Source organism: Lactiplantibacillus herbarum (assembly GCF_001039045.1).
Taxonomy (GTDB): domain Bacteria; phylum Bacillota; class Bacilli; order Lactobacillales; family Lactobacillaceae; genus Lactiplantibacillus; species Lactiplantibacillus herbarum.
Genome location: NZ_LFEE01000022.1, coordinates 43,533 through 57,188, shown reverse-complemented (window position 1 = coordinate 57,188; position 13,656 = coordinate 43,533). Strand labels below are relative to the sequence as shown.

The following is a 13,656-nucleotide window of genomic DNA, read 5'->3' as shown; positions in this document are numbered from 1 at the left end:
AGAGGGTGCCAGAATTAATGAAAGAATTAAGCAGTAGTGAAATTCGTCAGATGTACTTGGACTTTTTCCATGAAAAGGGCCATACCATCGTCCCAAGTGCGTCACTTGTTCCCGTAGATGACCCAACGTTACTATGGATCAACTCCGGTGTTGCCACGATGAAGAAATATTTTGATGGCTCAGTCGTTCCAGATAATCCACGGATGACGAGTTCACAGAAGAGTATTCGGACGAACGATATTGAAAACGTTGGTCGGACTGCTCGTCACCATACTTTGTTTGAAATGCTGGGGAACTTCTCAGTTGGGGATTACTTCAAGAAAGAAGCCATTGCGTGGGCGTGGGAATTAATGACGTCACCAAAGTGGTTTGGCTGGGATCCTGAAAAACTCTACATGACGGTCTACCCTAAGGATACGGATGCGGCTAAGTTCTGGGAAGAAACTGGTGTCAAGCCAGATCACATCGTCAAGGTTGAAGATAACTTCTGGGATATCGGTCAAGGCCCATCCGGCCCCGATTCAGAAATCTTCTACGATCGTGGTGAATCCTTCAATAATTTGGCAAAAGATGATCCTGAAAACTATCCTGGTGGCGAAAATGAACGCTACTTGGAAGTCTGGAACATTGTCTTCTCACAATTCAACCACACGCCAGAAGATACCTACGAACCACTTCCACGTAAGAACATTGATACGGGGATGGGGCTTGAACGAGTTGTCTCTGTCTTCCAAAATGCGAAGACCAATTTTGAAACGGATTTATTCTTGCCAATTATCCACAAGACTGAAGAACTCAGTGACGGCAAGCATTACGGCGACAACGCTGAAGATGACGTTTCGTTCAAGGTGATTGCTGATCACGCGCGGACGATTACGTTTGCCATCAGTGACGGTGCTTTGCCTTCTAATGAAGGTCGCGGCTACGTTATTCGTCGCTTAATTCGTCGGGCCATTTTACATGGTCAGAAGTTAGGCTTGAAAGAGGCTTTCTTGGATCAATTAGTACCAATCGTTGGTAAAATCATGGAATCTCACTACCCAGACGTTTTGAAGAATAGTGATTACATTGAAAAGATCGTTTCTTCAGAAGAAAGCCGCTTCAGTGAAACGTTGAACGATGGCTTAACGCTATTGAATAACTTAATTGCAGCGACCAAAGAAGCTGGTCAAGATACCTTAGCTGGTGCGGATGCCTTCAAACTATACGATACGTACGGTTTCCCGGTTGAATTGACGAAGGAATACGCTGGCGACGAAGACTTAAAGGTTGACGAAGCTGGTTTTGAAGTTGAAATGAAAGCACAACGTGACCGTGCTCGTAACGCGCGTAGTGGTGCTAAGTCAATGGGCGTGCAACGTGGTCTCTTGATTGACATTAAGACGCCTAGCGAATACGTTGGTTATGATGAATTGACCGATGTGCAGGGTGTGCTGAACGACATCATCGTGGATGAAAAGCTCGTTGATGAAGTTAAAGCTGGCACTGCTGAAATGATCTTCAGTAAGACACCGTTCTACGCTGAAATGGGTGGTCAAGTGGCTGACCGTGGGGTGATTTTAGACGCTGATGGTCAAACTGTGGCTAAAGTTACCGACGTTCAGAATGCACCTAACAAACAACATTTACACACGGTAGAAGTTTTGAAACCAATGCGTAAGGATGCAACTTATACCATGAATGTTGATTTGGCATTCCACAATAAGGTCGAAAAGAACCATACGGCAACCCATTTATTGGATCAAGCTTTACGCGACGTCTTGGGCGAACACACTAAGCAAGCTGGTTCATTGGTTGAACCAAACTACTTGCGTTTTGACTTCACTCACTTCGGTCAAGTAACTGATGAAGAACTTGCAAAAGTTGAACAGATTGTAAATGACCAAATCTGGGCAGCACTACCCGTAACGGCCATTCAGACGGATCAGGAAACTGGTCACAAGATGGGTGCGATTGCCGTCTTTACTGAAAAGTACGGTAAAGTGGTTCGGGTCGTTTCAATTGGTGACTACTCAATCGAATTCGATGGTGGGACCCACGTTAAGAACAGTAGCGAATTAGGACTCTTCAAGATTGTTGGTGAATCTGGTATCGGTGCTGGGACTCGTCGGATTGAAGCCGTGACCTCTAAGGAAGCCTTTGAATTGTTTGCCAGCGAAGAACAACACTTGAAGCAAGTGGCTGCGCAAGTTAAGGCGCCTAAGTTGGCTGATGTCCCAGCTAAGATCAGCCAATTACAAGCTGATTTGAAAGCTGAACAACAGAAGACTGCTTCTTTGGAAAGTCGTTTAGCTAAGCAACAAGCTGGCGACGTCTTTGAACAAGTGGACGACATTAACGGCACCACCTTGATTGCCCAACAGGTTGAAGTGGCTGGGATGGACCAGTTACGTCAATTTGCGGATACTTGGAAAGCTAAAGCCTATTCTGACGTCTTAGTACTTGGAACGGTTATTGGCGATAAGGTCAACTTATTGGTTGCTGTCAGTGATGACAAGATCAAAGCTGGTCTTAAAGCTGGCGACTTGATCAAAGCCATTGCCCCTAAAGTCGGTGGCGGTGGTGGTGGCCGTCCAACGTTAGCCCAAGCTGGTGGGAAGAATCCTGCTGGGTTGCCTGACGCATTAAAGGCGGCTCACGACTGGGTTAAAGAACAATAAATTTTGAAATTAAAGGTGTTTATGGAACTAATGCTTAGTATTAGTGACTGACACTTGGAACGGATCTGAGACGATTGTCTTAGGTCCGTTTTTTTTAGGTCGTTAAAACAGTTTTGAGTAGGCTTTAATATACCGCTTCGCCAGCCGGAAAAACCTGCCATGGGGACCGGTCCCAGCCACAGTGCGGTCTGGTACCTCGTTTTCGAGCCTAAAATTCAAGTCTCGAAAGACGTCCTGCAATCTAAGGCCGCCAATAACGCCACTTTAGATTGACTTCATGGCTGGTTCTTCCGGCTGGCTCCGCTTAATTTCGATTTGTTTATTGATCTCTTAATAGGCAGTGAGTCTTCTTTTTAGTAGGATAAAAGTTAACGATAAATATCCAAATACAAAATCAGTCTAGCCGGAGGTGGGCAGTACTAGCGATGCTGTGAAGGTGGCGTTATGCCGGTGGTTTTCCGGGATTACACCACGGACGATCCTGTTCATTGGCGAACTGTGCCAAGGGGCAGGGCGAGGTTCAAGACCACTCTTCAGGCTTGAACCGGTCCCACAGCTGAAGCTAGTGCTGACCACCGCAGGCGAAAGTGTAGAACTGCTTTAGACGTGCAAATTGTAATTAAACAGCCTTTAATATCCTAGTTTGTAACCAGACTTTTATTACGAATGTGTTACATCAAAGTCGATTGATTGTACTTCATATGGGCATTTAGTAAAATAGATTAGAAGCGGAAACTAGCGGGAGGTGCTTTATATGAGTTCATTAGACAAAACAATGTACTTTGACTTCGATAATGACAGCGTTAAGGATGTTCATGACACGTTAACGACGGTTTATGAAGCGTTACAAGAAAAAGGCTATAATCCAATCAATCAGATCGTGGGTTATTTGCTATCCGGTGATCCGGCGTACATTCCACGTTTAAAGGATGCGCGTAACTTGATTCGCAAGCATCAGCGTGATGAGATTATCGAAGAACTTGTCAAGTCGTACCTGAAGGCAGATAAGGATGTTGATGCATGAAGTTAATGGGGTTAGACGTTGGTTCTCGGACTGTGGGCATTGCAATTAGCGATGCTTTTGGTTGGACTGCGCAGGGTGTTGAAATCATTCGGATTAACGAGGACGAAGAAGTGTTTGGTCTTGATCGGGTTGCTGAATTGGTCAAGGAACTAGATGCAGGCGGTTTCGTGCTTGGTTTACCGAAGAATATGAACAATACGCTGGGGCCCCGTGCCGAAGCTGCTAAACATTATGGTGAGATGTTAACGGAACGTTTTCATTTACCAGTAGACTTTGAAGATGAACGGTTGACAACGGTTGAAGCTGAACGGATGTTGATTGAAGAAGCCAACACCTCACGTAAAAAACGCAAAAAGGTGATCGATAAGTTAGCCGCAAGTTTAATCTTGCAAAACTACTTGGATCGCCATGGCAAACTCACAAAAGAATAGCGAGGAACTTAATTATGAGTACTGACATGAGCAAAGACCAAAATGGTAAAGATGACGTTATCACCTTAGTGGATGACGACGGCAACGAAACCTTATTTAACATTTTATTCACGTTTGATTCAGAAGACTTCGATCATTCATACATTCTCCTGTACCCGGCAGATGCCGCTGCAGATGATGAAGTGGATATCCAAGCCTACATCTTCAATCCTGATGATGGCGACAACGGTGAATTAAAGTTAATCGAATCCGATGATGAATGGGATATGGTTGAACAAGTATTGAATACCTTCTTAGCAGAAGATGGCGGCATGCAATAGGCCCCAATCAATACGAGGAACTCGTGGACAATGGTCTGCGAGTTTTTTTGTTGCAACGGCTTCAGTTCCAACGGTCGCATAAATTGCGTAACCATGCTAAAATGTTAACTGTTATTGAAAGGGAGCTGGATGTTGATGACTGCAGACAAACGTCGCTTTAAAGCGGAAATTGATGGTCACACTTATACGATCATCGGCACGGCATCTGATCGTCACATGCAAACCGTGACGCGGATGATGAATGAACAAATTAATCAATTAAAAAAACTTGCACCTGACATGTCTGATCAAGAGATTGCCACGTTATTAGCTTTTAACGCAATTTCTGATCAAGTGGATAAGCAAGCAGAACTATTAAAAATGCAAACGGATAATGCCGACAAGTAATTGCATTATCCGTTTTTTGGCGGTTTAACGCCGCTCATTTGGAACTTCGGAGGGATGTTATTGAATTCCAAAGTATTGAACACTTTAGAGTATCAACAAGTAAAACAACAATTAATGCCGTACTTAGCTTCGGCAGCTGGGCAACAGGAGCTTAACAGCCTGCAGCCTATGAAGGATGCTGAAGCAATTCAGTTAGCCTTAGATGAAACTAACGATGGGGCCGAGGTTTACCGGTTAAAGGGTGGGATTCCAATTGCCCGTTTAGCTGATATTACGCCACACATGAAACGTTTGGAAATCGGTGCCACGTTAAACGGGAGTGAACTGGGACAAGTCGGTCGGGTTTTAAAGACGACCCAGGCGATTACCCGTTTCTTTGCGGAGCTATTAGAAGACGCACCCGAAAATGAGATTCGCCAATTGTTTGATGAAGTTGGCGAATTGGTGACCTTGCCAGAAGTCACGAAACGGTTATCAACCGCTATTGAAGGCGATGGGCACATTACGGATAACGCTTCAGCTGAATTAAGCAGCATTCGTAGTCACATTCATCGTACTGAATCAGAGATTCGCGCAAAGATGGAACACTATACGCGTGGTAGCGATGCGAAGTATTTGAGTGATCCAATCATCACGATTCGTAATGACCGTTATGTGATTCCAGTGAAAGCTGAAAATCGGGGCCGCTTTGGTGGGATCGTCCATGATCAGAGTGCCAGTGGACAGACGTTATTCGTTGAACCACAAGCTGTAATGGCATTGAACGACCGTTTACGGCAATCCCAAGTTGCTGAAAAGCAAGAAGAGCAACGGATCTTGGAAGAATTATCCAATCTGATTGCCCCTTATCAGGATGAAATCATGAACAACGCGGCTATCTTGGGCCATTTTGATTTCATCAACGGTAAGGCGCGTTACGCTCACGATATGCACGCCACCGAACCACAAGTCTCTACTGAAAACCAGGTCTATCTACGGCAAGCACGTCACCCGTTAATCGATCCTAAAAAGGTAGTAGCCAATGACATCAACCTTGGGACTGACTACCAAGCGATGGTGATTACGGGACCTAATACCGGTGGGAAGACGATTACCTTGAAGACGCTGGGCCTATTACAATTAATGGCTCAGTCCGGGCTATTCATTCCTGCTGATGAGGGTAGTCGTGTCGGTATCTACAATGAAATTTTTGCTGACATTGGTGACGAACAATCAATTGAACAGAATTTAAGTACTTTTTCATCACACATGGCTAACATCGAAAGCTTCTTGAAACAGATCGACGAACACAGCCTTTTGCTAGTCGATGAATTAGGTGCGGGGACCGATCCACAAGAGGGGGCTGCCTTAGCGATTGCCATCCTTGACGCGATTGGTGCCAAGAGTACTCAAGTCGTTGCAACAACCCATTACCCTGAACTTAAGGCGTATGGATTCAACCGACCAGATACGATCAATGCCAGTATGGAATTCGACGAAGAGACGTTGAAACCAACGTACCGGTTATTAGTTGGTATTCCTGGTCGTAGTAACGCGCTAGACATTGCGCAACGTTTAGGAATTCCACAAACCATCGTGGACGAGGCACGCTCGTTAACTGATAGCGATAGTCAAGATTTGAATGCGATGATCGCGGACTTGGTTGCTAAACGTAAGCAGGTCGAAGACGAACAGATTGCGTTGCAACAAGAAGTAACTGACTCAGAACGGTTGCACCGTGAACTAAAGAGTGAATTCAACGCTTATCAACAACGTAAGGAACAGTTGATTGAAGATGCTAAGGTTCAAGCTAACGAGATTGTATCGAAGAGCAAGACTGAGGCTGACGCGATCATCAGTGATCTACGTAAGAAGCAGTTAGCTGTTGGTACTGCGGTTAAAGAAAATGAACTGATTGATGCGAAGGGTGCTTTGAATGCCCTTGAACAACAACCAAGACTCAAAAATAACCGGGTCTTACGACGTGCTAAGGCACAACAAGAATTCCGTAAAGGTGAAGACGTACTGGTTAAGTCATACGGCCAACGCGGTGTCTTGATGCGTAAGATGGGCGACCACGAGTGGGAAGTTCAACTTGGCATTTTGAAGATGAAGATCAGTGACGGTGACTTGGAAAAGGTTAAGCCTGAAGCTGAGCCTAAACAGGGCCGTGCAACGGTGCGCAGTGCTAATGCTAGCCGGGTCTCACCTAACTTGGACTTGCGTGGTGTCCGTTATGAAGATGCCATGATGCAAGTCGATCGTTACATTGATGCGGCATTACTCGCTGGTTATCCATCCGTGACAATCGTTCATGGTAAGGGGACTGGGGCGTTACGGCAAGGAATTACGGACTACTTACAGACGAATCGTCAGGTCAAATCGTTCCACTTTGCCGCACCGAACCATGGTGGCAATGGGGCGACTGAGGTGGAGTTTAAGTAGGGTTTTGAAACGTGCACCAACAGGCAGCGACCTCCGCTTAGCTACGGTAGAGCAATGATTGCAAAAAACGCAATCACCGCTCTACCTAGGCTATGCTCAGTCCCTAATCGCCTGTTGATACACTCTTTTGAAACGTGCGCCAGTAGGCAGCTTGTTCCGCTTAACCCGAGAATCGTGACCATTCCAAACCCAGGAATAATCACGATTCCCACGTTAATGCTCGCAACCTAATCGCCTACTGTCACACTCTGGAGTAAATCAGTTGTTTTCCCAATCGCAACTGGTATACTTACTATTAGTAATGGAATTAACTAATAAGGGAGGCTGATTTTTATGCTTGCAACAACTACTGATAAAACTTTTACAGCTGATACTGATTCAGGCGTCACGTTAACTGACTTCTGGGCAACTTGGTGTGGTCCTTGTCGGATGCAATCACCAGTTGTTGAACAATTGGATGAAGAGATGGGCGATCAAGTAACATTCAACAAGATGGATGTCGATGCAAACCCTGAAACGGCCAGCAGTTTTGGCATCATGAGTATTCCAACACTACTCGTCAAGAAGGACGGCGAAGTGGTTGATACTTTGGTAGGTTACCACTCCAAAGAACAAATCAAACAAACCTTAGATCAGTATCTATAATCTTTAGGATCAAAAAAAGACGATCAGTTAATTAACTGGTCGTCTTTTTTAGTAAATTAATCGATATCATTAGGTTGTTCATCGGTTGGTTCTTCAACCAGTGGGCGAACAATTTCAATTGGTGCCGCTGGGTCATGATTAGTTAACGGCTGGTCGTGATCGATCGTGACCGAAATGCGAAGCCGCATTCGATTTTGGAACGTGATTTTAGCTTCACAGACGCAACTGAGTCGTTGAACGACTTGTTCTGCTAAAAAGCCAGTTTCGAGCATAAAATCCGGATTATCAAGGGTTGCGCTTCGTCGAGCAACGGGTTCACCGGTTAATTCGTAAGTGATTAACTCATCGCTAGTTTCAACGATAATCAGGTGCCCCCAGCCAGTTTGTTCGAAAAACGTAATCAGATCATCGTCGTTTGCGACTCTAAATTGGCGTGCCAAGTCTTTACCAGCCCAGTAAAGAATGCCGCTGCTGTCATCGCCCAGTAATTTTGGTATCAAGGCATCCCGCAGTACTTCCACACTGAGGATGGAAGCTTTAATCGAATTACCCGCAAATTGAGAATAAAAGCCGTTCGTCATGATCGTTCCTTTCCATGCAAAAATGTCGTGGTATTTCTGACCACTGTATAATAGATATTATACCTTGTTTTCAGGAAAGTGTCGGATTTTTTCAAGTTATCTAAGGAAACTTTACCAATTCATCGTAATTTGTCTGGCTTGAAATCACTTTCAAAAAAGACCATAATGAAGTTTCAGAATTCAGTGAACGGAGATTTTAAAATGTCAGATGAACATGCAATTGGCTTCATGGATTCGGGAGTTGGTGGGTTGACTGTCGTTAAGCAGGCATTAAAACAACTCCCGCGCGAAACCGTCTATTTTATTGGGGATCAAGCCCGATTGCCATACGGACCACGGCCCGGTGCTCAAGTGTGTGAATTTTCTTGGCAAATGGCCGACTTCTTGATGAAAAAGCACATTAAAATGCTCGTAATCGCCTGTAATACGGCGACAGCTGCAGCCTTGCCCGACTTACGGGCTCGGTTAAATATTCCGGTTATCGGGGTCATCAAGCCCGGTTCACGAGCGGCTTTAAAAGCTTCACGAAATAATCGGATTGGCGTAATTGCCACGGATGGCACGATTCGTAGCAATGCTTATTCGGATGCCATCTTAACTAAGGATCCAACGGCAACCGTTGTGCCACTAGCTTGTCCTAAGTTTGTTCCGCTAGTGGAATCCAATGAATACCATTCAACGGTGGCTAAACGGGTGGTTGCAGAATCACTTAAGGATCTCAAAAAGCAGGATATCGACACGTTAGTTTTAGGGTGTACACATAACCCATTGCTGCGCCCACTGATTCAAAATGTGGTGGGACCTAACGTAACGCTGATCGATTCTGGGGCAGAAACGATCAATGACGTTTCATCGGTACTGGATTATTTGGACATTGCCAATACTAGCTCGACTAAACGTTATCCAGACGAGTATTATACGACCGGTGCGGCAGCTCAATTTGAAGCGATTGCTAAGGATTGGTTGGGCCAACCTGATTTTCATGCTACCCACATCGACTTAGGGAGTGAAACGAATGACTAAACCACAAACATTAATTATTGCGACTAATAACGCCAACAAAGCACGGGAATTTAGTGCGATGTTAGAACCTTACGGCGTAACGATTAAAACGTTAGCTGACTTTCCTGATATTCCAGAAATTAAGGAAAACGGAATTACCTTCGAAGAGAATGCCACGAAAAAGGTGACGGTGGTTGTCGAAGCAACTGGCTTACCCGCTATTGCGGATGATTCTGGTCTGATGGTCGACGCGTTGCACGGTGATCCAGGTGTTATTTCAGCTCGTTATGCGGGTGATCATGATGATGCGGCTAATAATGCGAAGCTACTTGCCAATCTTGGTGGCGTTCCAGATGACAAACGAACGGCAACTTTCCATACCACTTTGGTTGCATTGAAACCAAGCGGTGCTAAGTTAGTCGTCAACGGTGAACTGCCTGGACGGATTCTAAGTACCCCACGGGGGGAGAACGGCTTTGGTTATGATCCGTTATTTTGGTCAGAAGAGTTCCAAAAATCGTTGGCTGAATTAACGCCAGATCAGAAAAACCAAATTAGTCATCGTGGCGCTGCTTTGCGCCAGTTGATGACCAAATTCGATGAATGGTGGTCACAAGCATGAAATGTTTAGTTGTCAGTGATAGTCACGGTGATCGTGATATTTTAGTACGATTAACGACAGCCTACAAGGATCAAGTTGACGCCATGTTTCACTGTGGCGATTCGGAATTAGATCATGATGATCCGTTATTTCAAGATATGTACGTGGTTCAGGGTAATATGGATTTTGACAGCGCGTTGGCAGATGAAGTTAGCCCCAGTGTTGACGGTGTCCAAGTCTACATGACCCACGGACACTTAGTGGGAGTCAATATGGGACTGGATCACTTAGTGGCTAATGCGCAGGCGCACCAAGCAGCCCTAGCATTCTTCGGTCACACCCACCAATTAGGCGTTGAACGCCGGGGTGGGGTGTTGGTCTTGAATCCCGGAAGTATCAGTTATCCACGTGGCGAATTCACTAGTATTGGTGGGACTTACGCGATTGTGACGACCAGTGCTACGGCGATTGACGTCCAGTACTATGACCGTGAAATGCAGCCAGTTCCTGAACTAAAGTTTCACTTTGCGGACTAACTTGATACGGTATAACCGATACTGTTAATATTGATTGACGTGAAGTTAGTTTTTAGCAAACGATAGTTTTAGTTAGGGAGGGACGATACGTATGTTAATCCAACCAGTGACGGACATGTTGTCACGCAATGCTGACCATTATTTGATTGCGGCTGACATGGTTGCCAACGTCCAAACTGATAATAATTTGTACCACGCATTCTTAGTCTTAACCAAGATCAAATATTCTAAGATTCCGGTTCTGGATCGAAGCGGTCACTTTGAAGGCTTAGTTTCCTTACCGCTGATTACGGAACAGATGCTGGGGTTTGACCAATTGAATACCGAAGTCTTGATGCAGAAATGCGTTCGTGACGTGATGGAAACGAACGTTAAGACGGTCGACGATGTGAGCGATGTTGAAGCTACCTTGCACTTGATGATCGATAACCCGTTTGTACCGGTCGTCGATCAAGACGGTATCTTTCAAGGTATTGTCACGCGTCGTGAATTTATGAAGAGTTTTAACTTCCTAACTCATGAAATCGGCAAGCAGTATGATATGATTGAGAAGGATTTTTCCACTAGTGAAAAAACTAATTAAAATTTTTGGAGGGTCTCCGATGGCAAAATTAGATGCACAATCAATTATTAACTACATTGGCAGTGCCAAGAAAACTACACCCGTTAAAGTTTACGTTAAGGGTGCGCTGGACCAATTAGATGTTCCAGCAACGATTAAAACATTCTTCAGTGGTAACGCTGGGGTGTTATTCGGTGACTGGGCCGACGTTGAACCATTTTTAATGGCTAACGCTGCACACATCGAAGATTATGAATTAGAAAATGATGCCCGTAACTCAGCTGTACCAATGGCTGACTTAAAACAATACAATGCCCGGATCGAACCAGGTGCCGTTATTCGTGACCAAGTCTTGATCGGTGACAATGCCGTTATCATGATGGGCGCTACGATTAACATCGGTGCTGAAATCGGTGCCGGTACAATGATCGACATGGGTGCCATTTTAGGTGGCCGTGCGCTCGTTGGTAAGAACTGTCACATTGGTGCCGGTACTGTGTTAGCCGGCGTGGTAGAGCCACCTTCGGCCCAACCCGTTCAGATTGACGACGATGTGCTTATCGGTGCTAACGCCGTTGTCCTAGAAGGCGTTCACGTTGGTAAGGGTGCCGTTGTGGCAGCCGGTGCGGTCGTTATCGAAGACGTTGCACCAAACACCGTTGTTGGTGGTGTACCAGCTCGTAAGTTAAAAGATATTGACGATAAGACTAAGAGTAAAACGGAGTTAATGGCTGAATTACGGAATCTTTAATGATGGAGGGATAAACCATGGCATTACGGGAAACCGAATTAATTCCAATTTATCAACATTTACATCAGATTCCAGAAATCGGTCTACAGGAACATCAGACTCACGATTACTTGTTAAGTATTATTGCGCAGATGCCCCAAGACTTATTAACGGTTAAGTTGATTCCAACGTTAGATACCGCTATTTTAGTCAAGGTCAGTGGTAAAACGCATGATTACCGGATCGGTTATCGGACGGATATCGATGCGTTACCAGTTACTGAGAATACCGGGTTACCATTCGCGTCTACACATCCAGGTGTGATGCACGCGTGTGGCCATGATATTCACATGTCTGTGGCGTTAGGGATTCTGAGTTACTTTGCAGAACACCAACCCACTACTGATATGATCTTCATGTTCCAACCAGCGGAAGAAAATGCCTCTGGTGGGATGAAAATCTACAACAGTGGTGCACTTGATGCTGAATGGATGCCGGATGAAATCTTTGGCTTCCATGACAATCCTAACTTGCCAACTGGCGCAATCGGTAGTCGCATGGGCACCTTATTCGCTGGCACGTGTGAAATTCACGCGCACCTCAGCGGTAAGAGTGGTCATGCTGCATATCAACATCAAGCTAACGACATGGTTGTAGCCGGGGCCGCACTCGTGTCCCAGTTACAAACGATCGTGGCGCGCGATGTTGATCCGATTCAGAGTGGTGTCGTGACACTTGGTCACTTCACAGCTGGAACCATCGGCAACGTCATTGCGGGTGAAGCTCAGATCGATGGAACGATTCGGGCGTTGACGCAGGACATGAACCTGCGCATTCAACGACGTGTGCGCACGATTACTGAGGGAATCGCCCTAGCTTATGATTGCAATATTGATTTGCAACTTAATCAGGGTGGTTACTACCCAGTTGAGAATAATGATGCCATTACAGCTGACTTTATCAACTACATGCAACAAGCACCAGACGTTAACTTCATCGAAACCCAACCGGCAATGACTGGCGAAGATTTTGGTTATTTAATTCACCAAATTCCGGGGACGATGTTCTGGCTAGGTGTCGACAGTCCGTACTCACTACACTCAGAAAACATGGTACCCCATACGGATGCCATCATGAGTGGCGTTGATGCGATGACTGGCTTCTTGACGCATCGCAATGAGTTACGCAAATAAGAATTGAATTCATGTTAAACAGGTCTAGCCATTTTGGTTAGATCTGTTTTTTTATGGTCCAAGTGAAAATCTTGTTTCCACTGTTGTAGAGAGTGACAAAATCTTCTGCTGGATTATTATGATGTAGTTCTTGCGGAACTTATCCGCCTACCGGAGTGGTCTGACAACGCTGGAACGCCATGGGCACGGTTTTGAGCTCACCAGCACAACCCGCTGTCAATCTCAAAACTCGGCCTTACACTAACCTGAGCAAACCACTCAGCTAAGTGTAATTTCATGCCTGAGCGTTGTCAGACCACACCTCACGGCTAGTTTAGATTTAAGATGTTGATAAGTCTTTACCTAGCTTTAATTTGATTGACCGTTATTTCAAAAAGAATTTAGTGAGCAATTTCCAGTAATTTTTATTTAGGTAGGTGTACACACCCATAAACTGCGGAATTATATTCTAGACGAACTTAGGAATCATGATCAGTCAAAAATTAGGTACGCACATGTCTGATTTTAATTACTATCCAGCCGTGAGGGGCTCCTGACAATGTTCAGTGGTGAAATTATCC

At 45.1% G+C, this 13,656-nt stretch carries 14 protein-coding genes; 13 read left to right on the top strand and 1 reads right to left on the bottom strand.

All coding sequences use genetic code 11. The annotated features are described in order from the left end of the window. Window positions 1–17: 17 nt before the first annotated feature. The 7 genes from alaS (at window position 18) to trxA (ending at window position 7,891) form a co-directional block, all read left to right on the top strand. Window positions 18–2,660: an alanine--tRNA ligase gene (alaS, locus tag ACG95_RS08435; protein WP_048000111.1), complete on the top strand. Its 2,643-nt coding sequence runs from the start codon at window positions 18–20 to the stop codon at window positions 2,658–2,660. Between the two features lie 754 nt (window positions 2,661–3,414). Beyond that, on the top strand, window positions 3,415–3,684 hold the full coding sequence (locus ACG95_RS08430) for an IreB family regulatory phosphoprotein (protein ID WP_003641523.1): 270 nt from the start codon (window positions 3,415–3,417) through the stop codon (window positions 3,682–3,684). Then, window positions 3,681–4,115 (top strand): Holliday junction resolvase RuvX, encoded by a 435-nt coding sequence (gene ruvX / locus ACG95_RS08425; protein ID WP_048000110.1) that lies wholly within the window; start codon window positions 3,681–3,683, stop codon window positions 4,113–4,115. The genes ACG95_RS08430 and ruvX overlap by 4 nt, the downstream gene beginning before the upstream one ends. Before the next feature lie 26 nt (window positions 4,116–4,141). After that, window positions 4,142–4,435 carry a DUF1292 domain-containing protein gene (locus ACG95_RS08420; RefSeq protein WP_048000173.1) on the top strand — a complete coding sequence of 98 codons (294 nt, stop codon included), beginning with the start codon at window positions 4,142–4,144 and terminating at the stop codon, window positions 4,433–4,435. A 135-nt stretch (window positions 4,436–4,570) separates the two neighbouring features. Beyond that, a complete protein-coding gene (gene zapA / locus ACG95_RS08415) occupies window positions 4,571–4,822 on the top strand; it encodes a cell division protein ZapA (RefSeq protein WP_048000109.1) in 252 nt (83 codons plus the stop codon). A 60-nt stretch (window positions 4,823–4,882) separates the two neighbouring features. Beyond that, window positions 4,883–7,246: an endonuclease MutS2 gene (locus ACG95_RS08410; protein ID WP_048000108.1), complete on the top strand. Its 2,364-nt coding sequence runs from the start codon at window positions 4,883–4,885 to the stop codon at window positions 7,244–7,246. 333 nt (window positions 7,247–7,579) lie between these two features. Then, window positions 7,580–7,891, top strand: a complete 312-nt coding sequence (gene trxA, locus ACG95_RS08405; protein ID WP_048000107.1) for a thioredoxin — start codon at window positions 7,580–7,582, stop codon at window positions 7,889–7,891. Between the two features lie 56 nt (window positions 7,892–7,947). Here the strand turns inward: trxA and ACG95_RS08400 are convergent, their stop codons facing one another. After that, a complete protein-coding gene (locus ACG95_RS08400; protein ID WP_048000106.1) occupies window positions 7,948–8,472 on the bottom strand; it encodes a YslB family protein in 525 nt (174 codons plus the stop codon). 201 nt (window positions 8,473–8,673) lie between these two features. Between ACG95_RS08400 and racE the strand changes: the two genes are divergently transcribed. From racE to ACG95_RS08370, 6 genes are all read left to right on the top strand, one after another. Further along, a complete protein-coding gene (racE, locus tag ACG95_RS08395) occupies window positions 8,674–9,495 on the top strand; it encodes a glutamate racemase (protein ID WP_048000105.1) in 822 nt (273 codons plus the stop codon). Next, complete coding sequence (locus ACG95_RS08390; protein WP_048000104.1) at window positions 9,488–10,096, top strand: XTP/dITP diphosphatase; 609 nt, start codon at window positions 9,488–9,490, stop codon at window positions 10,094–10,096. Before racE ends, ACG95_RS08390 begins: the two co-directional genes overlap by 8 nt. Next, window positions 10,093–10,611, top strand: coding sequence for a metallophosphoesterase (locus ACG95_RS08385; protein ID WP_048000103.1), 519 nt, complete (start codon window positions 10,093–10,095; stop codon window positions 10,609–10,611). Before ACG95_RS08390 ends, ACG95_RS08385 begins: the two co-directional genes overlap by 4 nt. 91 nt (window positions 10,612–10,702) lie before the next feature. Then, the gene (gene cbpB / locus ACG95_RS08380) at window positions 10,703–11,194 is read left to right on the top strand and encodes a cyclic-di-AMP-binding protein CbpB (protein ID WP_048000102.1); all 492 of its coding nucleotides are present in this window, start codon (window positions 10,703–10,705) and stop codon (window positions 11,192–11,194) included. 19 nt (window positions 11,195–11,213) lie between these two features. Beyond that, window positions 11,214–11,924, top strand: a complete 711-nt coding sequence (dapD, locus tag ACG95_RS08375) for a 2,3,4,5-tetrahydropyridine-2,6-dicarboxylate N-acetyltransferase (RefSeq protein WP_048000101.1) — start codon at window positions 11,214–11,216, stop codon at window positions 11,922–11,924. Between the two features lie 17 nt (window positions 11,925–11,941). Next, entirely contained in the window at window positions 11,942–13,096 is a 1,155-nt protein-coding gene (locus ACG95_RS08370) for an N-acetyldiaminopimelate deacetylase (protein ID WP_048000100.1), read from the top strand. Window positions 13,097–13,656: the final 560 nt, after the last annotated feature.

What these genes read in the sequence shown, in the direction of transcription:
- alaS (WP_048000111.1), top strand. Translation starts at nt 18, where the DNA reads ATGAAAGAATTAAGCAGTAGTGAAATTCGTCAGATGTACTTGGACTTT.
- ACG95_RS08430 (WP_003641523.1), top strand. Translation starts at nt 3,415, where the DNA reads ATGAGTTCATTAGACAAAACAATGTACTTTGACTTCGATAATGACAGC.
- ruvX (WP_048000110.1), top strand. Translation starts at nt 3,681, where the DNA reads ATGAAGTTAATGGGGTTAGACGTTGGTTCTCGGACTGTGGGCATTGCA.
- ACG95_RS08420 (WP_048000173.1), top strand. Translation starts at nt 4,142, where the DNA reads ATGAGCAAAGACCAAAATGGTAAAGATGACGTTATCACCTTAGTGGAT.
- zapA (WP_048000109.1), top strand. Translation starts at nt 4,571, where the DNA reads ATGACTGCAGACAAACGTCGCTTTAAAGCGGAAATTGATGGTCACACT.
- trxA (WP_048000107.1), top strand. Translation starts at nt 7,580, where the DNA reads ATGCTTGCAACAACTACTGATAAAACTTTTACAGCTGATACTGATTCA.
- ACG95_RS08400 (WP_048000106.1), bottom strand. Translation starts at nt 8,472, where the DNA reads ATGACGAACGGCTTTTATTCTCAATTTGCGGGTAATTCGATTAAAGCT.
- racE (WP_048000105.1), top strand. Translation starts at nt 8,674, where the DNA reads ATGTCAGATGAACATGCAATTGGCTTCATGGATTCGGGAGTTGGTGGG.
- ACG95_RS08390 (WP_048000104.1), top strand. Translation starts at nt 9,488, where the DNA reads ATGACTAAACCACAAACATTAATTATTGCGACTAATAACGCCAACAAA.
- ACG95_RS08385 (WP_048000103.1), top strand. Translation starts at nt 10,093, where the DNA reads ATGAAATGTTTAGTTGTCAGTGATAGTCACGGTGATCGTGATATTTTA.
- cbpB (WP_048000102.1), top strand. Translation starts at nt 10,703, where the DNA reads ATGTTAATCCAACCAGTGACGGACATGTTGTCACGCAATGCTGACCAT.
- dapD (WP_048000101.1), top strand. Translation starts at nt 11,214, where the DNA reads ATGGCAAAATTAGATGCACAATCAATTATTAACTACATTGGCAGTGCC.
- ACG95_RS08370 (WP_048000100.1), top strand. Translation starts at nt 11,942, where the DNA reads ATGGCATTACGGGAAACCGAATTAATTCCAATTTATCAACATTTACAT.